This window comes from uncultured Desulfovibrio sp. (assembly GCF_902477725.1).
In the GTDB taxonomy this organism is placed as follows: domain Bacteria; phylum Desulfobacterota; class Desulfovibrionia; order Desulfovibrionales; family Desulfovibrionaceae; genus Desulfovibrio.
This window is the reverse complement of sequence record NZ_CABSIF010000007.1, coordinates 173,290-200,256: the sequence shown is the minus strand read 5'-3', so window position 1 is coordinate 200,256 and position 26,967 is coordinate 173,290. Positions and strand designations below refer to the sequence as shown.

At 56.3% G+C, this 26,967-nt stretch carries 19 protein-coding genes and 1 pseudogene; 9 read left to right on the top strand and 11 right to left on the bottom strand.

The annotated features are described in order from the left end of the window. Positions 1-56: 56 nt before the first annotated feature. Entirely contained in the window at positions 57-656 is a 600-nt protein-coding gene (locus RDK48_RS08600) for a flavodoxin family protein (protein WP_298991944.1), read from the bottom strand. A gap of 134 nt (positions 657-790) precedes the next feature. Here RDK48_RS08600 and RDK48_RS08595 point away from each other — a divergent pair, with 134 nt between their 5' ends. Further along, positions 791-1,180 carry a helix-turn-helix domain-containing protein gene (locus RDK48_RS08595; protein WP_298991947.1) on the top strand — a complete coding sequence of 130 codons (390 nt, stop codon included), beginning with the start codon at positions 791-793 and terminating at the stop codon, positions 1,178-1,180. 73 nt (positions 1,181-1,253) lie between these two features. Here the strand turns inward: RDK48_RS08595 and RDK48_RS08590 are convergent, their stop codons facing one another. Next, positions 1,254-1,850, bottom strand: coding sequence for a peptidylprolyl isomerase (locus RDK48_RS08590; RefSeq protein WP_374042253.1), 597 nt, complete (start codon positions 1,848-1,850; stop codon positions 1,254-1,256). Positions 1,851-2,161: 311 nt separating this feature from the next. Between RDK48_RS08590 and RDK48_RS08585 the strand changes: the two genes are divergently transcribed. The 3 genes from RDK48_RS08585 (at position 2,162) to murJ (ending at position 7,119) form a co-directional block, all read left to right on the top strand. After that, positions 2,162-2,866 carry a Bax inhibitor-1/YccA family protein gene (locus tag RDK48_RS08585; RefSeq protein ID WP_298991950.1) on the top strand — a complete coding sequence of 235 codons (705 nt, stop codon included), beginning with the start codon at positions 2,162-2,164 and terminating at the stop codon, positions 2,864-2,866. A gap of 90 nt (positions 2,867-2,956) precedes the next feature. Continuing rightward, a complete protein-coding gene (rnr, locus tag RDK48_RS08580) occupies positions 2,957-5,503 on the top strand; it encodes a ribonuclease R (protein ID WP_298991953.1) in 2,547 nt (848 codons plus the stop codon). Beyond that, positions 5,503-7,119: a murein biosynthesis integral membrane protein MurJ gene (murJ, locus tag RDK48_RS08575; protein ID WP_298991956.1), complete on the top strand. Its 1,617-nt coding sequence runs from the start codon at positions 5,503-5,505 to the stop codon at positions 7,117-7,119. The genes rnr and murJ overlap by 1 nt, the downstream gene beginning before the upstream one ends. 170 nt (positions 7,120-7,289) lie before the next feature. Here the strand turns inward: murJ and RDK48_RS08570 are convergent, their stop codons facing one another. The 5 genes from RDK48_RS08570 to RDK48_RS08550 form a co-directional block, all read right to left on the bottom strand. Further along, a complete protein-coding gene (locus RDK48_RS08570; protein WP_298991959.1) occupies positions 7,290-8,087 on the bottom strand; it encodes a hypothetical protein in 798 nt (265 codons plus the stop codon). Positions 8,088-8,137: 50 nt separating this feature from the next. Further along, the gene (locus RDK48_RS08565; RefSeq protein WP_298991962.1) at positions 8,138-8,644 is read right to left on the bottom strand and encodes a metal-dependent hydrolase; all 507 of its coding nucleotides are present in this window, start codon (positions 8,642-8,644) and stop codon (positions 8,138-8,140) included. A 202-nt stretch (positions 8,645-8,846) separates the two neighbouring features. Beyond that, complete coding sequence (locus RDK48_RS08560) at positions 8,847-11,132, bottom strand: vitamin B12-dependent ribonucleotide reductase (RefSeq protein ID WP_298991965.1); 2,286 nt, start codon at positions 11,130-11,132, stop codon at positions 8,847-8,849. Positions 11,133-11,654: 522 nt separating this feature from the next. Beyond that, positions 11,655-14,138 carry a small ribosomal subunit Rsm22 family protein gene (locus RDK48_RS08555; RefSeq protein ID WP_298991968.1) on the bottom strand — a complete coding sequence of 828 codons (2,484 nt, stop codon included), beginning with the start codon at positions 14,136-14,138 and terminating at the stop codon, positions 11,655-11,657. Further along, complete coding sequence (locus RDK48_RS08550) at positions 14,139-15,962, bottom strand: ASKHA domain-containing protein (RefSeq protein WP_298991971.1); 1,824 nt, start codon at positions 15,960-15,962, stop codon at positions 14,139-14,141. 187 nt (positions 15,963-16,149) lie between these two features. Between RDK48_RS08550 and fliM the strand changes: the two genes are divergently transcribed. Then, entirely contained in the window at positions 16,150-17,130 is a 981-nt protein-coding gene (gene fliM / locus RDK48_RS08545) for a flagellar motor switch protein FliM (RefSeq protein WP_022657872.1), read from the top strand. A 193-nt stretch (positions 17,131-17,323) separates the two neighbouring features. On the opposite strand, the gene gmhB is transcribed toward fliM, so the two are convergent. Continuing rightward, positions 17,324-18,013, bottom strand: coding sequence for a D-glycero-beta-D-manno-heptose 1,7-bisphosphate 7-phosphatase (gene gmhB / locus RDK48_RS08540; protein WP_298991976.1), 690 nt, complete (start codon positions 18,011-18,013; stop codon positions 17,324-17,326). A gap of 211 nt (positions 18,014-18,224) precedes the next feature. Next, positions 18,225-18,626 (bottom strand): MucR family transcriptional regulator, encoded by a 402-nt coding sequence (locus RDK48_RS08535; protein ID WP_192112355.1) that lies wholly within the window; start codon positions 18,624-18,626, stop codon positions 18,225-18,227. A 1,037-nt stretch (positions 18,627-19,663) separates the two neighbouring features. Here RDK48_RS08535 and RDK48_RS14950 point away from each other — a divergent pair. Both RDK48_RS14950 and RDK48_RS08530 read left to right on the top strand, forming a co-directional pair. Next, a pseudogene (locus RDK48_RS14950) lies at positions 19,664-19,906 on the top strand (potassium channel family protein); the annotation flags it as partial. 51 nt (positions 19,907-19,957) lie between these two features. Continuing rightward, positions 19,958-20,650 carry a TrkA family potassium uptake protein gene (locus tag RDK48_RS08530; protein WP_298991981.1) on the top strand — a complete coding sequence of 231 codons (693 nt, stop codon included), beginning with the start codon at positions 19,958-19,960 and terminating at the stop codon, positions 20,648-20,650. A gap of 66 nt (positions 20,651-20,716) precedes the next feature. On the opposite strand, the gene RDK48_RS08525 is transcribed toward RDK48_RS08530, so the two are convergent. Continuing rightward, positions 20,717-22,468: a methyl-accepting chemotaxis protein gene (locus RDK48_RS08525; protein WP_298992173.1), complete on the bottom strand. Its 1,752-nt coding sequence runs from the start codon at positions 22,466-22,468 to the stop codon at positions 20,717-20,719. An 851-nt stretch (positions 22,469-23,319) separates the two neighbouring features. Here RDK48_RS08525 and RDK48_RS08520 point away from each other — a divergent pair. Both RDK48_RS08520 and RDK48_RS08515 read left to right on the top strand, forming a co-directional pair. Beyond that, a complete protein-coding gene (locus RDK48_RS08520; RefSeq protein WP_298991984.1) occupies positions 23,320-23,793 on the top strand; it encodes an RICIN domain-containing protein in 474 nt (157 codons plus the stop codon). Next, complete coding sequence (locus tag RDK48_RS08515; RefSeq protein WP_298991987.1) at positions 23,741-24,817, top strand: radical SAM protein; 1,077 nt, start codon at positions 23,741-23,743, stop codon at positions 24,815-24,817. Before RDK48_RS08520 ends, RDK48_RS08515 begins: the two co-directional genes overlap by 53 nt. An 84-nt stretch (positions 24,818-24,901) precedes the next feature. Here RDK48_RS08515 and RDK48_RS08510 read toward each other — a convergent pair whose 3' ends face one another. Next, on the bottom strand, positions 24,902-26,668 hold the full coding sequence (locus RDK48_RS08510) for a methyl-accepting chemotaxis protein (RefSeq protein WP_298991990.1): 1,767 nt from the start codon (positions 26,666-26,668) through the stop codon (positions 24,902-24,904). Positions 26,669-26,967: the final 299 nt, after the last annotated feature.

The window sequence follows — 26,967 nt, the reverse complement described above, 5'->3', positions numbered from 1 at the left end:
TCAGCAGTTTTCCCTGCCCGCCTGATTTCCTCTCGCCCACGCGCTGGGCCTGCCGTCTATGCGGCGGGGTATTCCGCCATATGCGGAACCACGGCCTTGCCCAGCCAGTCAATGGCTCTGCCCAGATGCCGCATATTTTCCAGGGCAAAGGCGTCCTTTGCCGCATCCCCCTCCGCATGGCCGAAGCCCACGTTCCAGTAGGTCGAACCGGGAACCAGCATCTTGGACATCAGAAACATATGGTTGATGCTGTCATAGGCATGGGTGGCCCCGGCGCGCCCCGCAGCCACTACTGCCGCGCCAATCTTGCCCTGAAAAAGACCGCCGTTCACATAGGCCACAAATCCGGCTCTATCCACCAGCGCTTTCAGTTCCGAAGACATATCCGTGAAATAACAGGGCGTACCCAGGATCATGGCGTCCGCTGCCAGCATTTTTTGCAGCAGTTCGTTGAGCATGTCGTTGTCAAAAACGCAGCGCCCGTTTTTGAGTTCCGCACATTTTTCGCAACCACGGCAGCCCTGAATCTTCTTGCCGCCCAACTGCACAGTTTCCACTTCCCAACCCGCCTCGCGCAGGGGCACAAGGGCCTCATGCAGCAAAAGAGCCGTATTGCCGTTTTTTCTGGGGCTTCCGTTTATGGCCAGTACTTTCATGATGATTCTCCTGAGTGCTAGATTTGCACCCATACTATGCCTAATCTGCAAAAGTTGAAGTACTGACAAAAAATTCATATAATGACGCCAATAACAGGTACTGACAAATAGTATAGTTTTGAACAGGAAAGCGTATGGACACTCCCGACATTTGCCCGCCCGTACAGGGCAATTACCGTTGCCATTTTGAACTGACCTTGCAGCTCATTGGCGGCAAGTGGAAATTGCTGGTTATTTATTTTCTTTCATTGCAGGAAGTTATCCGTTTCAGCCAGTTGCGGCGAGCCCTGCCGGAGATCAGCGAGCGCATGCTGGTGCGCCAGTTGCGCGAACTGGAAGAAGACGGCCTTGTACACCGCAAGGTCTACGGCACGGTGCCGCCGCGCGTGGATTATTCGCTCACGCCGTTGGGCGTATCGCTTGTGCCCATCATGGAATCGCTGAAAACCTGGGGCAGCATGTATGAAAAAAGCCGTAGCCAGACTGAGTCTGACCACGGCGACACCAATGACGCTGACCTGTAAAAAAACGGAGGGCTCAACGAACCCTCCGTCTGCACACGGCCGGCAGCGCCGCCGCATAATTTTCTTTTGCGCTTTATTCCACGATAACGGCCTTCTTGATAATCACGCTTTCCATGGGCACGTCGTCGTAGTAGCCCTTCTTGCCGGTCTGCACGGCGGCGATCTTGTCTACCACTTCCTGCCCCTTGATGACCTTGCCAAACACGGCATAGCCCCAGCCCTGCGGCGTCTGGCTCTTGAAGTCGAGGAAGTCGTTATCCTTGGTGTTGATAAAGAACTGCGCAGATGCCGAATGCGGCTCGCTGGTGCGGGCCATGGCGATGGTGTACTTTTTGTTCTTGAGGCCATTGTCTGCTTCATTACGGATGGAGGCGCGGGCAGACTTCTGCTTCAGGTCGGGGGTAAAGCCGCCGCCCTGGATCATGAAATTCTTGATAACGCGGTGAAACACCGTGCCGTCATAAAAACCGGATTTGACGTACTGCACAAAATTGGCCGTGCTGATGGGGGCTTTGCGGGCATCAAGGCGCACCACAATGTCGCCAAGGTTGGTTTCAAGCTTCACAGCCGGATCAGGATCAGCAGCCTGCGCCTGCCCTGCCAGGGCAAGCATGCCACCGAGGCAAAGAGTCAGTGTAACTGCACGAAAAAAAACACGAATTGATTTCATGGATTACTCCTCGCAATATGATGTGCCGGGTCTACCCCGGCAGGCCGCAAGGTAGCACGCTGCTTTACACGCAGCAAGCGCGGCCAGGCGGACTGCACCAGGGCCAGCCTCAACCCGAGTCCCACAAGCTCCAGCCATGCTGTGCGCAGCCGCCAGCGCCGAACTTTCCCCTTCCGGCCCTTGCTAAATGCCGCTGCCGTTATTATACTTGAACTCAGAAGACAAACTTCAAGCCCGCCCGACGGCACTGCGGCACGGAGCCGTAGCCGCCGAACGGACTGAGCGCCTTCAACTGCTTTTCGGAGGATATAATGTCATACAGCCGCAGTGTTGCTCAAAGCGCCGCTACCAGCGTTGCTTCCCTTTACATGCGTCAGGTCTATCAGTGGATGACGGCCGGTCTGGCAGTAACCACTGTCGTGGCCTACGCCGTTGCCAGTTCGCCTGCCGTGCAGGCGGCCATTTTTGGCAACACCATTGTGCTTATTCTCATGCTGGTGGCCCAGTTCGGTCTTGTCATCGCCCTTTCGGCGGCGGTTCACAAAATGTCCGGCGGCACGGCCACGGGTCTGTTTCTGTTGTATTCCGCTGTTACGGGCGCAACGCTTTCGTCCATCTTTGTAGTGTACCCCATTGCGTCCATCGCCAACGCGTTTCTGGTAACCACCGGCACCTTCCTTGCCATGTCGGTCTACGGCACTGTCACCAAGCGCGACCTCACGTCCATGGGCAGCTTTTTGTTCATGGGCCTCATCGGCATTGTCATTGCCTCGCTGGTGAATATCTTCCTCAAGAACAGCATGATGGACTTCATCATCAGCTGCCTTGGCGTGCTGATCTTCACTGGCCTGACCGCCTATGACACGCAGAAGCTGCGCCGGTTCGGCGAAAACGCCCCCATGGAAGACGGTACCGCCGTGCGCCGTGGCGCCATCCTTGGCGCGCTGACGCTCTACCTCGACTTCATCAACCTTTTCCTCATGATGCTGCGCCTGTTCGGCGGCAACCGCGAGTGATGCGGTACTGCGCCAACGCAGCCTGAAATTTGTGCGATCGGGGGCGAAAGGCCATGCCTTTTGCCCCCTTCTTTCGCACTACGGAACCCTATGAAAAAGAAAAATTTCCAACGCGGAGTGCCCGGCGCTCCCTCCCATACCCCCGGCTTTCCCTCGCGAGAGGAACTGCTGGAGGCCTTTTCCGCCCAGTCGCGCCCCATGCGCGTGGACGGTCTTTTGCGTGTGCTGGGCCTTGCCCGCCGCGCCAAGGGCGACCTTGAAGCCGCTCTGACAACACTGGCCGAACAGGGCCGCCTGCTGCGGCTGCGGGGCGGCCTTTGGGCACGCCCAGAAGCCCTCAAACATATTACGGGCCGCTTCAGTTCGCTGCGCGACGGCGGGGGCTTTGTTACGCCCATGCGGCCAGTTGCCGAGGGTGAAAACAACCGCGACAGCCAGCTGGAATTTACCGGCGCGCGCGATGTGTATATCCCCGCGGCGCTGACCGGCGAAGCCTGGCATCAGGATATTGTGCGCGTGGCGCTCTCCCCCGGTGCATCGCGCGGCCCATCCCCCGAAGGACGCATTGTTGAAGTTGTGGAACGCGGCCTCAAGGAAATCCCCGCCCATGCGGCCCACCGCACAGGGAATACACTTTTCTGCCGTCCGGCGGACGCGCGCCTCTCCGTCAATTTCAGCGTGGAGCTGGCTGCTGGCGAAACGCCCCCCGAGCCTGGCACTCTGGTATTGCTGGCCCCGGTGCAGCGCCTTGCCTCCGACCTTTGGACAGCCCGCATTGTGGGCGACTACGGGCGCGAGGACGATGTGGCCGTGCAGGAAGAACTGGTCAAGCTCAACCACGAGGTTCCGCGCGACTTTCCTGCCGGGGTGCTGGCTGAGGCCCAGCACCTGCCCAGTGGCCCCACGCCTGAAGACATGCACAACCGCGAAGACGTGCGCGGCCTGCCCCTTGTGACCATTGACGGCGCGGATGCCCGTGATTTTGACGATGCAGTGGAGGTCGAAGACCGCCCTGGCGGCGGCTGGCTGCTGCGCGTGGCCATTGCCGATGTGAGCCACTACGTGCGCCCCCGCGGCAACGGCAGCACCGGAGCGCTGGATGCGGAGGCCCTCTCGCGCGGCAACTCCTGGTATTTCCCCAAATCCGTGGAACCCATGTTGCCGGAGGCTCTTTCCAACGGTCTGTGCAGTCTGCGCCCGGACGAAGACCGCCTCGCCATGCTGGCGGAAATTCCCTTTTCCGCACAGGGCAAGCCCGGCACACCGCGCTTTGCTCAGGTGGTCATGCGCTCTGCGGCGCGGCTGACCTACGATCAGGTCAAGGCCTGCATGCTCGACAACGATGCCGCAGCCCTTGCCGCCCTGCGCGAAAACCCGCGCGGTGAAGAAGTTATCACCATGCTGCAAAGGGCCTTTGCCCTGTATGCGGCCCTGCGTGATGCCCGCCGCCAGCGCGGCAGCCTTGATTTTGACCTGCCCGAAGCAGACAGCCGCCTGGACGAAGCCGGGCGCGTTGTCTGGATCGGGCATCGCCAGCGGCACGATGCCCACCGCCTCATTGAGGAATTCATGATCGCGGCCAACGAGGCCGTGGCTCGCCACCTGGGCGATGTGGGCATGCCCTTTCTTTACCGAGTGCATCCCCTGCCCGACCCGGAACGGCTGGAAAGCCTTTTTGACACCCTCGCGGGCGTGGGTATGGAAGACCTGCCCCCCCGGCCGGAAGCCGCAGCCATGCAGGGCATTCTTGCCCGCGTGCAGGGCACGGATCAGGAGTTTTTGGTCAACCGCCTCTGTCTGCGGGCCATGCCGCAGGCGCGCTATCAGCCTTTCAACGAAGGACATTTTGGCCTTGCTTCGCAGGCCTACTGCCACTTTACCTCGCCCATCCGCCGCTATGCGGACCTGCTGACCCACCGGGCGCTCAAAACAGCCATGGGCATCGGCGTGGGCGCGTTGGCCGCAGGTCAGAAGCTGCTGCGCATCAGCGACCAGATCAACAGGCGCGAACGCGCGGCCATGGCCTGCGAACGCGAGATGGATCGCCGCATGGGCTGCCTTGCCCTGCTGCCCCGCGTGGGCGAACACTTCAAGGGCATGGTGGCCGGGGTCACGGACTTTGGCATTTTTGTGGAACTGGCCGACATGCCTGTGGAAGGCATGATCCGCATTGATGACCTCGGGGATGACTGGTACGACTTTGACCCCCGCACCATGAGCCTTGTGGGCCAGCGCTCCGGCGTCATGTGGCGCATGGGACAGAGCCTTGAAGTCGCGCTGACGGAAGTGAATATGGGGCGGCTTGAAATCCGGCTCATGCCGCTGGAACTGCCCAAGGCGGCGCAGGGCAACTGGCGCGGCAGGGGCAAAACATCCCGCAAACCTGCTCACAAGGGCGACGCAAAACCGGGACGTACAAGCCGTTCCGGCGGTTCGCGCTCCGGCTGGAAGATCACCTCGCCTGGTGACGAGTCCAGCAAGAGCGGGGGCAAGGGTGGAGCAAAGGGCAAGGCCCGCCGCAGCGAGGGGGGGCCAAAGCGAGGCCCCAAGACTGGAGGCCAGGGCAAGGGCGGTAGCACCGGTTCTGGCGCGCGCGGGCGCAGCGCGGGCAACGGCAGCAAAAAGCGGGACCGCTGATGGCACTGCTTTCCGCACAGCAGCGTATGGGCGCAGCCGCGCTCATACTGGCGGCCAGCACGGTTCTTTCGCGCCTTATGGGCCTTGCGCGCGACAAGATCATTTCGTGGCAGTTCGGCGCAGGCGGCGAATCCGATATGTATTTCGCCGCCTTTGTGGTGCCGGACATCATCAATTATCTGCTGGCGGGCGGTTTTATGTCCATCACCATCATCCCCCTGCTGACCCGCAGGTTTCAGGAGGATGAGGCGGACGCATGGCGCTTTTTTTCCTGTGTTTTCTGCTGGATGGCGGCTGCCTCCACCCTGCTGACCCTTGGCGGCATGGCCCTTGCGCCCTGGCTGGCGCAGGCGGTGGCCCCCGGCTTTAGGCCGGAGCAGTGGGAACGGCTGGCCTTTTTTATGCGCATCATCCTGCCCGCCCAAATTTTCTTTTTGTGCGGGGCATGCGTCACGGCCCTGCTGTTCATGCGGCGTCAGTTCCGCGTTCCGGCGCTAGCCCCGCTGATCTATAACGGGGCCATCATTGCCGTGGGCCTGCTGCTGCCCTGGCTGGCAAGCACGCAGGTTGCGCAGGCCGCTCTTCCCGCAGGCCTGCTGGCCCACATGGACGGCATGACCGGCTATTGCGTGGGCGTGGCCCTTGGCGCGGCCCTTGGCACCTTTGTACTGCCCCTGCGGGTGGCGGCCCAGCAGGGCCTGCGCCTGCACATGGAATGGCGGCACCCGCTCATGGGCAAATTTCTGCTCACGGCCCTGCCCCTCATGCTGGGGCAAACCATCATGATGCTGGACGAGCAATTTTTGCGGGTCTTTGGCAGTCTGGCGGGTGATGGCGCGGTGAGCCTGCTCAACTACGCGCGGCGCATCACCCAGGTTCCTGTGGGGCTGGTGGGTCAGGCCGCCGCCGTGGCATCCTATCCCTTTTTGGTGGCGCTGCTGGCGCAGGGCGACACCGAGCGCTTTAACACCACCTTGCGCACGGCCCTGCGGGCCAGCGTGGCGCTTATCATTCCCTGCGCGTTCTGCATGGCGGCCACAAGCTGGCCCATCCTTGGCGTTATTTTTCAGGGCGGGCGCTTCAGCCCCGCGGACACGCTGGCTACCTTGCCGCTCACCCGCATCATGCTGGCCTCCACGCCCTTCTGGATTATCTACATGGTGCTGGTGCGGGCCTACTACGCCCACGGCGACACCATCACCCCGGCTGTGACCGGCAGCATCATGACGGCGCTGTGCATACCCATGTACTACTGGTGGGCTGTTCCCAACGGGGCGTGGGCCATCGCGGCCCTTTCGGGCCTGAGCGTGAGCCTGTACGTGCTCTGGCTGGTGGGCATATGGATTCGCCGCCACGGCTGCGGGGCCTTTACGGGCCTGACCGGGCTTGCGGCGCGGGTGATCTTTTGCAGTCTGCCCGCCACGGCTGCGGGCTGGTGGGTCTCTGAGGTCTGCATGCGCTCGTTTACGCTGTCCCCCATCCTCAAGGCCTGCGTGGTGCTGATGCTGGGCAGTTGCGCCTTTGCGGCCCTGTTTCTGCCCCTTGCATGGCAGACCGCGCCCGAGGCTCTGGAGCCCGTACTGCAAAGGCTGCGGCGCAGACGCGGTACCGCCTGATTCTGCGGGAAAAACTAATCTTGAAATGTTCGGGGGAGGGCCATCACCCCCCTTAAACATTTATTGGCTGCGCAAGCCCGCTCTTGCAACCGACCATAGTCAGGGTGCGGCATCCACCGCAACGGTAAAAGTCTCTTCCATTATCACATCTGATCAGGCTGCCCACAGGCCTATGATTTTGCCTCTGTGCCAGTGGCATGCCTTTGCTGCAACCGCTGCTCCAGCAGGGAAACCAACGCGCTCGCCATCAGGGCCGCGCCCGATGCAAGGCCGTAACACAGCCACAGGGACAGATGCTCAACCCCTGTCATCACCACTACCGCAAAGGCTATGCAGCCAAACCACCCAGCCATAATGCCCCGAAAAATGCTTATCACGGCCCCAGCCCCCAGCGTGGCATGGGCAAAGGGCACAATGGAGCAGACCATGACCGGAAAAAACATGAGTACGCCGCTCCAGCCGGGGCCAAGCCAATGGGCGGCCTCCGTCACGGCAAAGACCAGCCCGGCCCCGCAGGCCATCTGTATGGGAACGCGCACATAGGCCGTCATAGTATGGCCGGGCCTGCACATTGCCACAACCCTCGGCAGGCAGGTCAGTACCAGCACTGGAGAAAGTGAGGACAGCGCCACTGCCCATACGTGCGTGAACGGCAGGTGCAGCACGGCCCAACCCCCGCCAAAAAATCCGCACAGGGCCGCAGGCAGGGTCACAAACCAGGGCAGCCCCCAGGCGGCAAGCCAGGGATAGATGAGCGCTGTTATCGTGCAGGCCAGCACCCCAAGCAGGGTGTTGAATGAGGCTGCGGCAGAAAAAGCGGCGCCCTGCTCCAGCGTGAGAAATAAGGAAACCGGGCCGGAAATGAGCGGCAAGCCAGCAATGACGCCGCCCACAAACGAGCCCCAGCGGCGGGCCACCAACAGGCACATGAGAATAAGCAGTGGCGTGAGAAATATTTTGACCAGCATCTATGCCGCCCTGTGAGTGCAAAGAGTCCGCGCCGGGTGTACCCGCCGGATCAGAACCAGCTTCCGTGGCCCAGTTTGCGGGTCAGGCGCAGCAGGTCTTCGTGAAAGAACAGCCACGTTGCCCCTGCCACACAAGCCAGAAAACAGTATTCACCGAGGCTCCCTGTGGAGCATAGCTTGAACGACAGTTTGTTCTGGCGCGAAAAGGGCGTCAGCGGCACCCCTGAAGGTGTCAGCATATCCAGCAGCACATGGCTCAGCCCGCCAAAACCCAGGCCAAGCAGGGCATCGCGCCCCAAGGAACCAAGGCTTGCAGGCGACAGGGCAAAAGCCGCAACGCAAACCGCCAGCCACCAGCCGAACCAGTGGGTTGTGCCCCGGTGGATGGCGTTGAACACTTTTTGGCGGCCCCTGCGGGTGGGGGCGAGGCCCGCAATGCGCTGATCCAGCACATCGGGCAGCACCGCGCCAGCGCAAGCCGCCGCCACGCCCTCCCAGGGAAGATGCAGCGCCAGCGCCGCCGCCACAGCCGTGGCCTGATGCGTAATCCATTTCATGGTGTAAACCGCTTATGAAATAACAGTGCGGGGAAGCGCCTCTTGTACAAAAGAGCGCCCTCCCCCGCAAGGATATTACTGATCTGTTTGCTGCTTGCCCTGAGCCGCCGGGAGCAGTCGGCGTGGATTTTTATAAAACCGCTCTGCCCCGCCTGGGCCAGGAGACCCCGCAAAATATCTTGCCGTCAGTCAGTTCCAATCATTACCCGCAACGCGAAAAACCGCAGCCGGGGCAGATGAGGCAGCCTTCCTGAAATACCAGCGGTTCGCCGCATTCAGGGCAGTTCTGGGCTTGCAGGTCGTTGACGTCGCCGATGTGCTCATCCTTGAGATAGCGCCTTTCCAGCACCCAGGCGATGGCATCGGGAATGGAAAGCAACAGCCCCTTGCCGCGAAACACTGGGTGCTCGCCGCCGATTCCCTTGATCTGGGCCACAACATCGCGCACGTGCACGCCGGAGCGCAAGGCCAGCGACACCAGGCGGCCAATGGCCTCGGCCTTGGCCGTGATGGAGCGGCCAGATTTGCCTATGGTGGCAAAAACCTCAAAGGGCTGGCCGTCAACCTCGTTGACGGTGAGGTACATCACGCCAAGCCCGGTGGGCACCTTCTGCGTGAAGCCCCACACAATGTCGGGCCGTTTGCGCACGCCAGCCCCAACCTGGGAACCAGACGAACCAGACTGCGCAGGCTCAGCACCGCTTTCGCCGTCCATTTTCTTTTGCCCTTCGCCCGTGGCCAGCACCTGGATGCTCTTGCAGCCGTCACGGTACACAGTCACGCCCTTGCAGCCTTCCTGATAGGCCAGCCAGTAAATATCAAAAATATCCTGTTCCGTTGCGCTGTTGGTCAGGTTCACGGTTTTTGACACGGCATTGTCGGTATGGCGCTGAAAGGCCGCCTGCATGCGCAAATGCCACACAGGGGCTATATCCATAGCCGTGACAAAGACCTTGCGCAGCTTGGCGGGCAGGTAGTCCATTTCCTGAATGGAACCCTTGGCCACCACCGCATCCATGAGCTCGTGGCTGAACAGCCCGGCATCGGCAAGGGCCGCCTCAAAGTGGGGGTTCACCTCCACAAGGCGCTCGCCGTCAAGGATATTACGGGTAAAGCACAGGGCAAACAGCGGCTCCACGCCGGAAGAGCAGCCCGCGATGATGGAAAGCGTCCCCGTGGGCGCAATGGTGGTCACTGTGGCGTTGCGGTAGGGGCCAAGCTTCTTTTTGGCGTACACGGACGTAGCGTAGGCAGGGAAAGCCCCGCGCTCCACAGCCAGTTGGGCCGAGGCCTTGTGCCCCTCTTCCTGAATAAAGGCCATGATGCGCTCGCCCAGTTCAAGACCCTGCTGCGAATCATAGGCCATTTCAAGCTGGTAGAGCAGGTCGGCAAAACCCATGACGCCAAGGCCGATCTTGCGGTTCCTGCGCACGGTTTCGGTGATGCTGTCCAGCGGGAAACGCGAGGCATCAATGACGTTGTCAAGAAAACGCACAGAAAGGTGCACCACGCGCTTGAGCTCGGCCCAGTCAATGCAGTCGCGGGCCGGATCAGCCGCATCGTTGTGACCGGGAATGTAAAAGCACGAAAGGTTGATGGAACCCAGATTGCAAGCCTCGTAGGGCAACAGGGGCTGCTCGCCGCAGGGGTTGGTGGATTCTATCTCGCCCTGGTCAGGCGTGGGATTGTCGCGGTTGATGCGGTCAAGAAACACAATACCCGGATCGCCGGACTGCCAGGCCTTTTTGACCAGCAGTTCAAAAATCTCACGCGCGCGCAGGCGGTTGATCACTTCGCCGGAATTGGGAGCAATGAGGTCGTAATGCTCATCGTTTTCCACGGCGCGCATGAAGACTTCTGTCAATCCAACGGAAAGATTGAAGTTATTGAACTCGCCTTCTTTTTCCTTGGCGCGAATAAATTCAAGGATGTCAGGGTGATCCACGCGAAGAATGCCCATATTGGCCCCGCGCCTCGTGCCGCCCTGCTTCACCTGCTCTGTGGCGGTGTTGAAGATGCGCAGAAAAGATACCGGGCCAGAGGCAACGCCCCCGGTGGAACCCACGCGGCTATCCTTGGGGCGCAAGCGCGAAAAGGAAAATCCCGTGCCGCCGCCAGACTTGTGGATCATGGCCGCGTATTTGACCGCGTCAAAAATTTCTTCAATGGAGTCGCCCACCGGCAGCACAAAGCAGGCCGAAAGCTGCCCCAGATCAGTGCCCGCATTCATGAGCGTGGGCGAATTGGGCAAAAACTTCCAGCTGGTCATAAGGTCATAAAAATCGCGCGCCAGCACGTCGCCCTTACAGGTGGACTGGTTGTACTTGGCTTCCTCGGCGGCAATGCAAGATGCCACCCGCCAGAAAAGATCACGCGGGGTTTCTACCTGCTTGCCTGTCAGATCCTTGCGCAGATAGCGCTTTTGCAGAACAACTTCCGTATTGGGTTTCAACTGTGGCTGCGGCAAATTCTTGGGCATTGTGAGCATGAAAAAACAGCCTCGTATTTAAGGTATGCAGCCGCCAAGGCGGCTCCGAAGTTTCCAGATAACTAACCGCAAAACAGAAGCCGCAGCATGGCGGCTCGGGTTAGGTTCTTAATAATAAGTGGTGAGTATACACGGAACAGATGCAAATAAAAGGCCCTGAAAACCCGCATTCTACCGTTAACATACCTAATTATTTATATAAATTAATAATAAAAATAATCAATAGCGACAAAAAACTTTAAACGCCTTCAGCTCCGCACCCGTTTTCTAGCCAGTGGCGCGGATATGCGGGGCAAGTTTTTTTGAGCAAAATATTGCGCGGGTAACCCGGCCGGAGGTGGTGGAAAATGCCTTGAGACCTTAAGGGGTACCTATGAGCATTCCGGGCCGAAATTTCTGCGAAGGACGCAGCGGTTGCGCGCCATACACAGAAAAGGGGAGGCAAAAGCCCCCCCTGAAGTTTGCAGCTAAACAAGGCGATGCGGAACAGACAAAAACATCTGTGCCGAAGCCCCGTATAACCTAGGGTTTGTTGCGACGCTGGCCAGAAGGTTTACCAGCACGATTGCCGCCAGGCCGCCTGTCGCCAGAGCGGTTGTCAGAAGAACCTCCACGGCCCTTTCTGTCCTGCCCGCCCGGTCTGTCCTGACGGTTGTTCCGATCCTGCCGCCCCTGCTGATTGGGCCGATCAGGCCTGTCCGAACGGTCAGACCTATCTGAGCGGTTTGAACGGTCGGGCTGGCCCTGCCGATCCTGGCGGCCTTTCCGGTCCGGACGGTCGTCACGGCCACGGCGGTCATCCCTGCCCGAACGATCATCGCGGCGCGGCCTGTCGTCACGGCCTGAACGGTCGTCACGCTGAGGACGGTCATTGCCATGAGGCCGGGGTGGACGCCCGCCCTGCCCCCTGCGGTCATCCCCCTGACTGCGGTCGCCCTGCGGAGCGCGGGACGGACGGTCTGGATAGCCCTTTCCTGCGGGCTTATTGCCTTCGCGGGTGCCCTCACGGCTTCCATCCCTGCCGCCTTCTCTATTGTCCCGGTTGTATGGCCTGGGCCTGCGCCCTTGTTCATCAGCACCGGGGCGATGCTCAGACCGGGGGGCTCCCCCCTGCTGCGCCGGAGGGCTCACCTGCAAGGCGCCGCTTTTGCGGTCGCGTGGCCCGCCAGCGGCAATGGAAACAGTCAGTTCATCACCAGAGGCCAGAGATTCGGCATTTTCCAGCAGCAGTATCCCCTTGCCTGAGCAGGCGTAGCGTGCCCTGCCCGCCAGCCCCGGCACCATAAAGGGAGCAGAAAGCACCCTGGCGGCCAGGGGACCGGACGTTTGCGCTTCTGCCTCGGGCATGGCGGCAAGCAACAGGGGGGAGAGGCTCAGGCCGCTTTTGCCAAGGCCCGAAGCCTGCGACAGGTCTTCAAGCCACAACGGCGCGCCTTCGTTGCCAAAGGTAAAGTGGCACCATGTGCGCCCGCCCTGACCGCGCAGCAGGGGGCAATCAGCCTGATGCGTACAGGGCGCAAGGGCCGTCAGCCCGCCGTCAACGGCGAGCTGGCGTAAACGCATGATGGTGGAGCCGCCAAGGCGCGTACCGGGTTCCACAAACAGCAGGGAAGGCCCAACAGGGGCAGGGCTGCCCGCAGCCGCCTCGCCGCGCGAACCCACGTGGTCAAAAAACGGCGACAGGGATTCAAGGAAGCTGTCGAGCCGATCCTCGCGGCAGCCTTCCGGCTTTTCGCCATCGGCCTCGCCCGCAACGGGATTGCCGTCAATATCCATGTCCTCGGCATCCAGCGAATCAAATTCGTCCTCATCTTCTATGGCGCTTGCGCCGCGTGAACGCTTTTTGCCAAAACGCAGTTCGTTGAGCACGTTGGCCGCGCTGACCAGCCACGGACGTGCCCGCCCGCCAGAAAGCAGAGGGGCAGCCTGCCGCACGACCTGATCAAGAGGTGCACGGGCAACGCGCACGGGCCATACGGGCTGGCCCGTCAGTTCGCCCAGAACTTCCATAAGGGTTTTGCCCAGTTCAAGCGGCTGCGACGAGGTATCCAGCGCCAGCACCCGCACTGGGGCGCTGCGCCATTCAGGCCTTGCCAGCCAGAGAGCCAGCGGCAGGGTCAGAGGGCCAGAACCCACGTCCATCAGCAGAGCCTCGCCACCCTGCGGAGCCACCGCGCGGGGGTCGGCCAGGGGCAGGCTTGCCAGCAGGCGCGTGAGGCGCACGAGATTCCAGGGCAGAAAATAATACAGATAGGCGCTGATGGAAGCCGGAGAACTCCAGTACGGACGCGCCAGCCCGGCACGCTCTGTGGTCAGAAGGCGCGAGAGTTGGGCCACGTCATCGGGCAATGAGCGCTTGTGCCCCGCATTGAGCGGCCATACCTTGGTCAGGGCTTCGGGCAGCATATCCAGAATGCGCTGTGTTTCAGCCGAAAGCGGCGGGAACAGCGCTCTGGCGGCAGGCCATGCCCCCGATTCAAAAGAACTCGCTGCGGGGCGCTGATTCTGGCGCTCGAAGTTGCGCTGCCCGGAAGAAGCAACGTCCCTGTCGCCCTCGCGCTTCTCAGGCCGGAATGCAGGCCTGCCGTAGCGGTCCCTGGGTGCGCTTGGCGAACGTCCATCCTGACGGCGGTCGTCACGCCGATCAGCGGGGCGATCATTGGGACGCCTGTCGTCACGGCGATTGTCGCGGGGGTCTTCTCGCCTCCCATCACGCCGGGCATCACGGCGTTCATCCTGCCCCCTGGAGGGTCGACTATTGGGGCGACCCCCAGGTCGGCTGCCGGGCCTGTCGTCACGGCGGTCAGAGGAACGCCCGTCCCGGCGGTCGTCCTGACGGCCAGAGTTACGGTCATCGCGTCCAGCAAATCTGCCGTCCGCGCCATCGCGCCGCACGGGCCTGTCGTCAGGTCTGCGCGGGGACTGGCGGCGGGGCTGGCTGGTGCCCTTGCCGGAACGGCGGCTACGCCGATCGGAATCGTTAAAAGAATCGTCTTTCGCGGACATTTATACTCCAAAGCGCATACGGCGCAGATAATCGGTGTGAAAATTCGGTTCGTCTACAAGGGGAAGCACCACGGCCTCGCGGCACATGCGGGCCAGAGGCGGAATTTTTTTGCTGTGCAGCGCAAGCAGCGCGGCTCCGTCCAGCGCACTATTGCCCACAGCGCGGATGCGCGGAGCCAGAACAGCGGGGACAAAGCCCAGAGTTTCAAGGTCGTCCGGCCTGACATATTCGCCCAGCGTACCAGCCAGACACACTGCCGCAACATTGCTGGCGGGAATATCCGCCGCGCGCAGCAGCGCATCCAGCGCCAGAGCAAAGGCAGCCTTGACCTGCAACAGGGCCTCCACATCAGCGGCGGCAAGCCACAGGCCATGCGGCAGGCGCAGGCGCGCGCCTGACCGGGGCAGGCCGGATGATGGGGGTTCCCCTGCCGGATTGGGCTGCTCCAGCCCGGCAGCCAGCTTGCGCGCCAGCGGCATGACCGGATTCGCCACAAACTGCCCATCGGTGCGCAGAACACCCGCGCGCAGCAACAAGGCCAGCAGGGACAAGTATCCTGTGGCGCTTATGCCGCGCGCAACAGCTCCCGCAGATTCAACTCCAGCGCCAGCCGCAGCCCCTGCCGCAAGCCCCGCAGGGTTTTGCCCCGCGTTTGCGCTCTGACATGCAGTGCACGGGCAAGCACTACTCTGCGCCATATGGTGATGCGCCGCGTCCGCTGTATTTTCTGCATCCGGGGACGCGCCTTCATAAAACTGCGCGGCTAGCCCCATGGGCGTGAGCGTAAAGCCCGTTACCACACCGGGGCCAGCCAGCTGGCCGCATTCAGGCCCAATACCTTCCAGAGCCGGGCCAAGGGGTACGCTGGTCAGCCACAACTGTCCAGTCTCGGTTACCAGTGCAAGTTCGCCGTTGGTGCCAAGGTCGGCCAGCACAAAGGGCCGGGGAACATCCGCCTCCAGCAGGGCGGCCAGCCCCGCGCTCACATCGCCGCCCACAAAGGGCGCGGGCAGCGGCGGTACATAGAGAGGTGGAAAATCCGGCAGCGCAAGTGTTTCATCGCCGCTGTGCGTCAGCCTGTACGGCGCTGCGCACAGCCCCTCCACATCGCGATCAAGAAAAATATCCGTCATGGCCGTATTGGCAGCCAGACACAACCGCGTCACCCGCCCCGCGCCCGTCTGCGCCAGCGAATCCATGATGCCCAGCAGTAGCCGCCGGGCAAGCCCGGCCAGCACGGCCCGCCCTTCTGGCGCGCGTGCCACGGCAAGGCGCGACATGACATCCGCCCCGGCCCCGGCCTGAGGATTGAGCGTACGGCCCTCAGCCACTGCCCGGCCCTGCATATCAAGCGCCCGCCAGCAGAGGGATGTGGTGCCAAGATCAACAGCCAGCGCCAAATCCGGCGGCGTTATGCCGTGGCCGGGCAAATGCCCTGTCGCTTGCGCCCCCGCAGGCAGAACAAGATTCTCCGGCGGCAACTCAAGATCAAGCGCTACAACGCTCCCCGCCGCAGCCATTTCTGGGTCGGGCACCAGACGGCGGCAGGCCAGGCGCCAGCCAGCCTCCAGTTGCGGGGCGGAAAAAACGTCCTCCTCCGCAGGCAGGCATGGCGGCGCATGGCGCACAAAACGCACGCGGCAGCGCCCGCAACGCCCAAGCCCGCCACACAGGGGCAAAGGGCGCACCAGCCCCGAAAGCCAGATGGCCTGCGAAAGGCTTTGCCCCGGCCTTGCGGCAATAGTTACAACTGGCGCGTCTGGAGCAACGCCGTCCCTGCCTGCAAAGGCATGGTCACTGGCCGAAAAAAGACGTACAAACATCCTTTGAGATTGCCTGACAGGCCCTGTAAAGGCAAGCATGGCGCACTCCCTACCGTGCGGCGGCTGATCTGGCAAAAGGTGCTGTACTGCTTGTCAAACTGGCCTTTATCTTGCATATTCCAACTGCGTGGTCGTGTGCGGAAAAACACGCCGCAACACACATTTTCACGACTGTTCCGAGGCTGGTATGAATAAAGTTCTGGCGCAAGACGAAGTTGATGCCCTGCTGCGCGGGCTTTCCGGCGGGGAAATCGAAAACGAAACGGAAACGCAGGAAGACGATTCCGGCATTGTGTCCTTTGACCTTGCCAATCAGGATCGCATCATCCGCGGGCGCATGCCCGTGCTTGAAATCGTTAACGACCGGTTTTCGCGGCTTTGCACCAACGCCCTTTCAAACTCTGTGCGCAAGCGCGTGGAGCTGAACCCCATATCCATTGATATGACCAAGTTCGGCGAGTTTATGCGCTCGCTGCCGGTACCCACCTCCATCAATATTTTCAAAATGGATCCCCTGCGCGGCAATGCCATCATGGTTGTTGATTCGCGTCTGGTATTTGCCCTGGTGGAAAACGTGTTTGGCGGCGCTGGCTCCCAGCCCAAGGTTGAGGGACGCGAATTTACGCGCATTGAGCAGGCCGTGGTGGACAAGATTGTCAAAATCGCGCTGGAGAACATGGAAGAATCGTGGCGGCCTGTGCATGACGTAAAGCTTGAGCTGGTGCGCAGCGAAATCAATCCGCAGTTCGCCGCCATTGTGCCCCCCAGCGACGTTGTGGTGGTCATCACCTTTGAAGTCGAGCTGGACACGGCGCTCGGCTCCATGATCATCTGCCTGCCCTACGCCACCATTGAACCCATTCGTTCCAAGCTGCATGCAAGCTTTCAGACCGAACGCCTCGAAGTTGACCACGCATGGGTGGCGCGCCTTAAAGAACGTCTGCTGGAAACCCCGGTGGAGATGAAGGTACATTTTGGCCGCACCACTATCACGGGCAACCAGTTGCTGCGCATGCAGGTGGGCGATATTATCGTTCTGGATACCGATCACGAAGACATGCTCAACTGCACGGTTGCCGGAGTGACCAAGTATCAAGGCCTCCCCGGCACCATCAAGGCCATGAAAGCCTTTCAGATTATCAAGGAAAACGAGCCGCAATACACCTGATGCGGCCAGCCGCGCGGCAAAGGCGGGCACACGGCTGCCTGCCACACTGACGCCGCTCCCCCCACGCATTAAAATTTTCCGCAAAGGCCTCTATCTGAAAGAACTGCACCAACCGCAGCTTCCGTCAGACAGGGGCCTTGCTGCATCTACAGGCGCGTAGGGCTAAAATTTCGGGCCTGCCTGTAAATAAAAATTATCCTTTGCCAGCCCCGCCCGCACAGCCAGAACCACCACTGCCGGGGAGGCCGGAGCTATCGGAGCTGTGCTTTCCCCCACAGTGCGCGCCACAGCCGCCAGGCAGGCGGGAGAGCCTGTGCGCCCGCATCTCAGGCGCAAGAATATGCACCCCGGCGGCAGGCAGATGCGGCACCACCTTTACGCCTTCCGGCACGGGTACGTTATCTTCATACGCGCCCACCGGGGGGCGCAACAGCACGCAACTGCACCCGGCGGCCAGCCCGGCCTCCATATCGCGCACACGGTCGCCAATCATCCAGGAGCGCGCAAGATCAATATTCAAATCGGCAGCGGCTTGCAGGATGAGGCCCGGCTCTGGCTTGCGGCAGTTGCAAGGACCAGTAACCTCCGGCAGATGTGGGCAATAGTACCACGCATCGATAACGGCGTTGTGCGCCGCCAGATCTTCATTAACCCATGCTTCCAGAGCGCGCAGATCGTCCGCGCTGAACATGCCGCGCGCCAGCCCCGACTGGTTGCTCACCACCACAAGCAGGTACCCTACTGCATGAAAGCGCCTGAGGGTTTCAACCACACCAGGCAGCCACTGCCAGTCTTCCTTGCGGTGAATATAACCAGTATCGTGATTCAGGGTGCCGTCTCGATCCAAAAAAATGGCGCGGCGTAGCGCTTTTGCTGTGCTCATGAAAGCCCTTGCCCTTTTCCGGAATTACCCGGCAGTTTGGTGTGCTGCAAGCCTTGGTAATTATGCGCCAAACCCAAAAAAAATGCAAAAACTGCCCGCAAAAGCCTAACCGGTGTCCCAAACAGAAGCGGCCCACAAGTGGGCCGCTTCTTTCCCTGCCCGATAAGGCGGAGAATGCAAAAACAAGACTGCTGACAGACAGACCGCAGAATTACTTCTTGGCGGTCATTCTCCGTTCCCACAGCTTCATGTCGTTCATTTTTTTGCGGCGCTCGCGCTGCAAGGCCTTGCAGGCAAGAGGGGTACCCTTTTTAAAGCCCCACTTTTCAAGATATTCTTCTGTAGAGAGGCCGTGTGTAGCCAAGTGACGTTTAGTCAAAATCTTGAAGCTCTTACCACACTCAAGGCAGGTAACGCTCTTTTCCTTGATCGATTTTCTGGCTTCAAGAACAGCCCCATCAAAATCGGGTTCGCCAGTGGCTTCGCCCATGGCAACAGCCCTGATGCTGCCAGCAACCTTTTGGACAAAGGCCGTTATTTCTTCCGCGCTCATAACCCTGACGCCAGCCTGAGCCTTGGAAATCTCCAAAGCACCCTTCAAAAAATCGTCCATCTTCACTCCGCGATATATTAAGTTAAAAAACTTTTGAACTATAAAGATTCAGCACCAACACTATTTCGATAAAGCAATTTGTGTCAACCCAATAAACGAAAAATGACACCACAATCAAACCGAGGCGCTCGAAGCGTAAGGAGGGCAAGATAAATAGTGTCTAGAGAATATGCCCATCCATATTTAGGGATGCGCTCGCGCTTCAACCACCATTTATCGCACATTACTACTGTAAAAATAAAAAATAGCCCCAAATGATTGCCATAACACAAATAAACTCCCAGATTTTTACAATTCATGACAAGCAGAGAAATGAATAAATTAAACAAAACTACATCAATGTACATAGATATAATATAAAAACTAAAAATCACATCAAAAATCAGCCATTTAAGAGCGCGGTGCTCTCAACTGATATAATTCAATTTAATTTTTTTTAACAAAATAATTATCGTAAATAAATATAAAACAATTCAAAACAAAAATGTAACATGCAAAAATCGTATTTAATTATCCTTTTTATTCACAAACTGGCAAACATCAAAACCTTTAGATATTAATTCAAACTATTCAGCTATCTAATTCTACAGAGAACCGATTTGTCAAAAAAAAACACCTTCAAAAAAATCTTAACAACCGTTCAGCAAACAGCAAAAAATATCAGTATATTAAATCTATTAGCCAAAAATTATCATTCGTTTTTTTGCGTTATTAATCACTACAAAAGAGCTCACTGCAGGACATTTCGCATCAGCAGGCAATCATTTAAAACAACATTCCGCAGCCATGTTTTGCAGACCTTTTTTACGCTTTGCACAAAAAGATAAAAATATTTCAAATCTGCTTCATATTCTGTTGAATTCTGGAGGATTCGCTCGTAAATCACTTAGCACACCAGCAAATCAAACTTGCTTGCCGACGATGGCGTAATTGCACTTACGGCAACAAGCTCACAACAAGATGTTTTTAGCTGCCACAACATGGAGCAATGATTGAAAAAGAAGCTCTATATAAGACTATTGCGCATTAGACAGCGCATGGGCATATTCTGGCCGTTAATGATTAATGGCACAGTCCTCTTTGTCATATTTATACTTGGCAGCCTAGGGTATAAATACATTGAAGGCTGGCCGCTGTCTGACGGTTTTTACATGGTGCTTATTACCCTTTCAACGATCGGATTCGGTGAAGTACACCCTCTGAGCGAGCAGGGAAAGCTGCTTACCAGTGCTGTTATTATTTCTGGCGTAGTCTATTTTGCACTTCTCATTGGTTATTTTGTGCAATTGGCTTCAGAAGGGCGCGTTTTTCAAATGATGCGGAGGCGCAGAGTGGACAAGGCAATTGCGGCACTTTCGGACCATTGCATTTTGTGCGGTTACGGTTTGGTGGGCCGGGTAGTGGCTGCGGAACTGGCCGCAGACGGCGTTGACGTGGTGGTGGTTGAAACCGATGACAAGAAAGCAGAAGAAATCGAGAGCGCTGGCTATTTTCTTGTGCTTGGCGATGCAACATCAGACAGCGTGATGATGCGTGTTGGACTCGACAGGGCAAAGGCTCTTGTGGCCTCCATGTCTAACGACCCCGCCAACGTGTACGTGGTGCTCTCTGCCCGATCCATGAACCCCGATCTCTACATTGTTTCACGCGCCAGCGATAACCGCCATATCAGCAAGCTCAAAACCGCAGGGGCCAACCGCGTCATACTGCCGCACATGATCGGCGGCCAATCCATCGCCCAGGCCATTCAGCGGCCCCTGGTTGAATCCTTCATGCACCGCAGCAACACCAACGATGAAGTGCTGCTCGATGAATTTCTGGTTTCGGACACATCGCCCCTTGTGGGCAAAAGCCTGGCGGAAGCTGCCCTGACCAGATCGCATGATGTCATTATCCTCGCCATTAAAAGCCAGGATAGCCCTATTTTGCAAAAAACCAGGGCTGACACGGTAGTTCAGGCGGGCGATGTGCTGCTTGTGGCTGGATCAAAAATCCACCTGCAAGGCCTCAATGAAATGATGTAGCACCACATATCCCTTGCTTTGGCAGAAGACCGCGTAAACTGAGCGGCCTTCTGCCAGAGTATCTGGCTAACCCTGACTTTTCATGTCGCGGATAAGCCCCTGAAGCACCTGAGACTGCTCCGCCAGATCCGCCACTGCCTTTGCTGCCTGCTCCATGGCCTGCGCGGTCTCTGACGAAATTGTGGCAACCTGCTCCACCGAATGATTGATCTCCTCGCTGGCAGCCGACTGCTGTTCGCTGGCTGTGGCTATGGACTGAACCTGATCGTTGACCGTGTGCACGTTTTCCAGAATCTGCTTCAGCGATTCACCGGAACGGATTGAAAGTTTTGTGGCTTCTTCAATGGATTCTGCAGACTTATCCACATTATCAATATTCTTTTTTGTGCCTTCCTGAATGCCTCTGATGGCCTGCCCCACTTCCTGCGTCGCGGTCATGGTTTTTTCAGCAAGCTTGCGCACTTCATCGGCAACCACGGCAAATCCGCGCCCGGCATCACCGGCGCGAGCGGCTTCAATGGCGGCATTGAGCGCCAAAAGGTTTGTCTGGTCGGCAATATCGGCGATAACGCTCATGATCTGGCCGATACCTTCTGCCTGCTGCCCCAGAGCGTTCATGTCTTCCATGATGGACAGCGACTGGTTATGTACAGATTCTATACTCTTGACGGCATCACTGACTATTTTTGCGCCTTCAAGAGCCTGCTTCTGCGCCTGACTGGAGACGTCCGCCGCCTGCTGCGCATTTTTTGCCACCTCAAGCACGGTGGCGTTCATTTCTTCCATAGCCGTGGCTGTTTCGCGAACACGGCTCGACTGTTCATCCGCCCCACGGCTGGACTGCTCAATCTGTGCGGACAGTTCCTCTGATGCAGAGGTGACTATTTCAACTACGCCCTCAAGCTGCCGGGCGGCCTGCAACATGCCCTCGGCCTTGGCGCGCTCTGCCTGCTTCCGTGCATCCTCCGCCTCAAGGGTGGCCTGCTGGGCGCGTTCAGATTCTTCCCTGGCTTCCTGGCTCTTTTGATCGGCCTCGGCTATTTTACCCTTGAGGGTTGCAACCATTTGCTTCATGGCGCCAAAAACGCCAATTTCACTTCGGTTGGGATTAAACTGCGCGTTGAGGTCGCCGCCAGCAATACGCAGGGCAAGATTGGAAAGGGAGTCGGGTTCATCGCCAAGCTGGCGGAGCATATTGCGGGCCAGCAGATATCCCAGTCCGGTGCCAAACAGCAAGGACAGCACAACCCCGCCCACGGTAATATTTCTGGCAAGCACAAAATCAGCCTTGCTTTGCTGGCTGACCTTGCGCGCATAATCAATCTTTGTCTCAACTACATCCTGAATCGTCGTTGATAGTTTACGCGTCTTTTCCATGCCTGCAGTTAAAGAAACCGACTGCGCCTTGGCATTCATGATTGGGTCTGTGGTTTTACCCAGCTCAACGGTCTTATTGTGAACGTCCCGCCATTCTTTGATCACGTCAAACATCTTTGCAAGGAACATTTGCCCCTCTGCAGAAACAAAGTATGTTTGTATTTCTTTTAGGTAGTTATCAAGAACGATGTATTCATCAGCAAGCGATTTGAGCTGTTTGTTATTTTCTTCATCCGTTGTGCTTATGATGAGATTTTTTTCGCTACGTACAATGCGCAGCACAGTGATGTTTATGGCTCTGGCAAGATCAAGCCCCCGCATGTGAACTGAATACAGCTCATCCACATCATCAGATATATTACCTAACTCATTTACGCTAAAGCCTCCTACACCAACCGTAAACAGTGAAAGCAACAAACTTAATCCAAACAATTTTTGCATAGTTGAAATTTTAGACATGTTCGTTCCTTCCTTGTTATGCGTGCGTCATAAAGCGTGAATCATTCATCCGCCCCCACAAAAATCGATATTATTATATATTCGGCAAGCACCAATATACGTTTAGGGGAATTTTTAAAAATATATCTTATCTAAAAATATATTTTTAAATTTAAATTGAAAATAATAAATTCATAAAAAAGTTTTATTAATTATTCTCCGAAATTTTCAGCAACATAACGTATATGAAATCATCGGCTATCCAAAAAAATTCTCCAATCAAATGCTGCTGCCCATTTGCAAATACAACACTTGTACATCTTCACAATTCAGATACTTCTTACAATATTAAATCATACAATACTTTCTTATTTACTATAAAAAATTATGTCAGGAATAAACTACCTCACGAAAAAATTGACAAGCTTTTTTCAGCAACAGCCTGCTATAAAGAATAAATTATTTTTTAATCAGAACAAAATCGTTAAGACAGTTTACCCAAGGCATTGCCAAAGGTATTTGGGCAGCTATCGGCATAGACAGCACAACTAGGTGGCTAGATGCAACAAATGGCTAGACCCGTTTATTAAAACTGGGCTAAATACCATACAGATACTTGCAGGGCCCGATGCTGGTTATATGATCTGCCCACTTGCCCTTCTTCCCTGTCACGGCAGCCACACAAACGGCACTTTGCCCAGCAATGAGGCCCCATGAAGAACACGCTGAAAGTCATAAAAAAAGCTTCAGGCATTGCCGCATACTCCAGGCTGATTATACTGCTGACCGTGTGCCTTATTTTTCCGTAAACCGCCCTTGCCGCTATAATTGCGGATGGCGACTACCTTGTTCAGATGGCAGACAGCAATCTGGCAGTAGTTTCCAGCGGCATGACAGTGAGAGAGCGGGTTGCACTTGGGCAGAACGAGCAGGCGGGCATATGGCGCTTTGAGCACCTCGGCAACGACTTCTACAAAATTATTGCGCCCAAACGGGCAATGGTGTTGGATTCATCTGAAAGCAAAAAATACAATGGCGTTCCCATCATCATATTCCCTTGGCACGGCGGCAAAAATCAGCGCTGGAAGGTCATTGCAAAGAGAGAATTTTACACTCTCACCAATCAGGAAACCGGCCTCGCCCTTGACTTGAAAGGCAATGCGCAACGCGCGGGCACGGTTTTTCAGGGGCATGTCGAGAACACCTCGCGCGGGCAACTTTTTCGTTTGACGCCAATGGACAAACAAAGCCCGCCCACAAAGGCCCGCGACAGCCATGAAAAAAAAACGCTTGTCAAATCCTTCAGCAACGGCCCTGCGGGACAGTAGATTAGCCCTAAGGACGAACTCTGCGCCGATCGGCTGCCACACCAGCGAAGAAGAATCCGACAGATGGGATAGCTGGCGCATATGGTTAAGAACTGCGCGACTCGTCAAGATGAAACAGCTCGTTGCACAGCAGCCAGACGGAAACAAACAGATGCATTTTGTGAAAGCAAAGGGAATTTTATCCGCTAAAAACGGCATGAATATCTATCGCGGATGTTCGCATGGATGTATCTATTGCGATTCGCGCAGCGCCTGCTATGGCATGGAGCATGAATTTGAAGATATAGAAGTGAAGGAAAACGCCATAGAGCTGCTTGATAACGCCCTTCAGCGCAAACGCAAAAAGTGCATGATTGGCACAGGCTCCATGACGGATCCATACATTCCGGCAGAAATGGAAATCGGAAATGTCAGAAAGGCCTTGTCGCTGATATATGAGTATGGTTTCGGCTTTACCGTGATCACAAAGTCAGATCGAATATTGCGCGACATCGACCTGTTTCAAAAAATACATGATAAGGCCAAATGTGTTGTTCAGATAACCCTGACCACATACAATGAAGAGTTGTGCAAAAAACTGGAACCCAACGTAAGTGCCACAAAGGAACGGTTTAACGTTCTGCTCCGCTTGCGCGATGCAGGAATACCTACTGTGGTATGGCTTTGCCCCATACTCCCCTTCATCAATGATACAAAAGAAAATATTGCGGGGATTCTGGAGTACTGCGCAGAGGCCAAGGTGCGCGGCATCATCAACTTTGGCATGGGAATGACGCTTCGCCAGGGAAACAGACAATACTTCTATAGCCAGCTTGATCGGCACTTTCCTGGAATGAAGGAAAGATACATTCGCACCTACGGCACGCAATACATATTGAGCAGTCCAAACAACAAATACCTGATGGACTTTTTCCGCCATTACTGCTTGCAGCATGGCATCATGCATGATCCTGCGCAGATTTTTCAATACCTGAATACGTTTGAAGAGAAGCAGGCCCTCAAGCAACTGAGCCTCTTCGGGTGACGTAAAGTCCAAATAGAAACAGCTCATCAAACAAAAAAGACCGCCCATTCCTGAGCGGCCTTTTGAATACACGGGCTGAGAGGGTTATCCCTTCTTCATCTGACCAATAAGTCGCTGTAATGCTTGGGACTGCTGCGCAAGGTCAGCCACAGCCCTGGAGGCCTGCTCCATGGCCTGAGCAGTTTCAGACGAAATGGTTGCTACCTGTTCCACAGAATGATTGATTTCTTCGCTTGCTGCGGATTGCTGCTCACTAGCCGTTGCAATGGACTGAACCTGGTCGTTGACCATGTTGACAAATTCCAGAATCTGCTTGAGCGATTCACCAGACGTGACTGAAAGCCTTGCGGCTTCTTCAATGGACACACCAGTCAGCTCCACGTTGTGGATATTCTTGCGCGTACCTTCCTGAATACCTGTGATGGCCTGCCCTACCTCTTGGGTAGCGGTCATGGTCTTTTCAGCAAGCTTGCGCACTTCATCGGCAACCACAGCAAAACCACGCCCGGCATCACCGGCACGAGCGGCTTCGATGGCGGCGTTCAGAGCCAGCAGGTTTGTTTGATCAGCAATATCGGCAATCACACCCATAATTTGCCCGATGCCTTCTGCCTGCTTACCCAAAGCGTCCATGTCTGCCTTAATGGCAATAGATTGGGAGTGAACAGATTCGATACTTTTAACGGCATCAGTGACAATTTTAGAGCCTTCCTGGGCCTGCTGCCGTGCCTGATGAGAGATGTCAGCGGCCTGTTGAGCATTGCGTGCAACTTCCAGAACTGTGGCGTTCATTTCTTCCATGGCGGTTGCGGTTTCACGCACACGGTTAGACTGTTCATCAGCCCCACGACTGGATTGTTCAATTTGCGTGGAAAGTTCTGCTGAAGCAGAGGATACGACCTGAACAACCCCTTCAAGCTGCTGCGCAGCCTGAAGCATGCCCTCGGCCTTGGCCCGCTCAGCTTGCTTTCGGGCTTCTTCAGCTTCCACCGTCGCTTTTTGTGCTCGATCAGATTCTTCCTTGGCCTCAAGGCTTTTTTGATCGGCTTCAGCAATCTTTGACTTCAGTGTGGCGACCATCTGCTTCATGGCCCCAAACACGCCAATTTCTGATCGGCGGGGATTAAACTGCGCGTTCAAGTTTCCACCGGCAATCTCAAGTGCAAGATCAGAAAGCGATGCTGGCTCGTCGCCAAGCTGACGCAGCATATTCCGTGCGAGAAAATACCCTGCGCACAGCCCTACAAGCACCGACATGGCAATGCCTGCCACTGTAATCCAAAAAGCCTGCTTGTACATGGCCGCACTGGAATCATTAAGACGTTTGGCAGTATTGATTTTGGAGTCAACAACTGTCTGGATTGTCTGGGCAAGAACGCGCTGCTTGTCATTGCCAAGGGTAGACGAAAGCTTTTGCGCTTCTTTATTGGCGGCCGGGTCAACATTCCTGCCCAGTTCAACCACCCGATCATGGGCGGCGCGCCACTCTTTTGCAGCAGCATTAATGCTTGCAAGCAGTTCATAGCCACGTGTTGTAACGAAATATTTAGGCAAATCCTGTAGAATACTATCGTACTCTTTGTATTCGTTATTCAGAATCTGCAAATACTTTTCTATCTCTTGTTCGCCGTCGCTGATGATTAGATTCTTCTCATCTTGTGCAATACGCAAAACTTTTATATTTAATGCACGTGTTTGATCTAACCCTTTCATATGAACAGTATAAAGTGTATTTAAGTCAAACGTAAGTTTTTGCAAACTTGTTACAGCGTATCCACCAATTGCAACTGGAAATAGTGAGAGCAGCAAACACAAACCAAAAAGTTTTTGCATTGTAGAAATTTTGCCCATAACATCCCCTCCGTCATGCTCATCAAAACATATATTCAGCAACGTGGAACAATGCAGATTTCATCAATAATAGATCGGAGGATTCTAACAAATATTTATGCTGGTCATAAAAAAATTTCTAATAAAACATCATATAGAAATTCATATAAATAAACAATTAAGCATTGCGATTTGTGAACATCATAGACACATTTAACATGAAAAATATAATTTTACATTATTTACCACAAAAATATCAATTAACATCCAAAAAAAATTGCACAAATTATCCAACATTCGCACGTCATTGAATCGCTGAT

Bases quoted from the DNA above. Each gene is read 5' to 3' on its own strand.
- RDK48_RS08600 (WP_298991944.1), bottom strand. From the start codon at position 656: ATGAAAGTACTGGCCATAAACGGAAGCCCCAGAAAAAACGGCAATACG.
- RDK48_RS08595 (WP_298991947.1), top strand. From the start codon at position 791: ATGGACACTCCCGACATTTGCCCGCCCGTACAGGGCAATTACCGTTGC.
- RDK48_RS08590 (WP_374042253.1), bottom strand. From the start codon at position 1,850: ATGAAATCAATTCGTGTTTTTTTTCGTGCAGTTACACTGACTCTTTGC.
- RDK48_RS08585 (WP_298991950.1), top strand. From the start codon at position 2,162: ATGTCATACAGCCGCAGTGTTGCTCAAAGCGCCGCTACCAGCGTTGCT.
- rnr (WP_298991953.1), top strand. From the start codon at position 2,957: ATGAAAAAGAAAAATTTCCAACGCGGAGTGCCCGGCGCTCCCTCCCAT.
- murJ (WP_298991956.1), top strand. From the start codon at position 5,503: ATGGCACTGCTTTCCGCACAGCAGCGTATGGGCGCAGCCGCGCTCATA.
- RDK48_RS08570 (WP_298991959.1), bottom strand. From the start codon at position 8,087: ATGCTGGTCAAAATATTTCTCACGCCACTGCTTATTCTCATGTGCCTG.
- RDK48_RS08565 (WP_298991962.1), bottom strand. From the start codon at position 8,644: ATGAAATGGATTACGCATCAGGCCACGGCTGTGGCGGCGGCGCTGGCG.
- RDK48_RS08560 (WP_298991965.1), bottom strand. From the start codon at position 11,132: ATGCTCACAATGCCCAAGAATTTGCCGCAGCCACAGTTGAAACCCAAT.
- RDK48_RS08555 (WP_298991968.1), bottom strand. From the start codon at position 14,138: ATGTCCGCGAAAGACGATTCTTTTAACGATTCCGATCGGCGTAGCCGC.
- RDK48_RS08550 (WP_298991971.1), bottom strand. From the start codon at position 15,962: ATGTTTGTACGTCTTTTTTCGGCCAGTGACCATGCCTTTGCAGGCAGG.
- fliM (WP_022657872.1), top strand. From the start codon at position 16,150: ATGAATAAAGTTCTGGCGCAAGACGAAGTTGATGCCCTGCTGCGCGGG.
- gmhB (WP_298991976.1), bottom strand. From the start codon at position 18,013: ATGAGCACAGCAAAAGCGCTACGCCGCGCCATTTTTTTGGATCGAGAC.
- RDK48_RS08535 (WP_192112355.1), bottom strand. From the start codon at position 18,626: ATGGACGATTTTTTGAAGGGTGCTTTGGAGATTTCCAAGGCTCAGGCT.
- RDK48_RS08525 (WP_298992173.1), bottom strand. From the start codon at position 22,468: ATGCAAAAATTGTTTGGATTAAGTTTGTTGCTTTCACTGTTTACGGTT.
- RDK48_RS08520 (WP_298991984.1), top strand. From the start codon at position 23,320: ATGGCAGACAGCAATCTGGCAGTAGTTTCCAGCGGCATGACAGTGAGA.
- RDK48_RS08515 (WP_298991987.1), top strand. From the start codon at position 23,741: ATGAAAAAAAAACGCTTGTCAAATCCTTCAGCAACGGCCCTGCGGGAC.
- RDK48_RS08510 (WP_298991990.1), bottom strand. From the start codon at position 26,668: ATGGGCAAAATTTCTACAATGCAAAAACTTTTTGGTTTGTGTTTGCTG.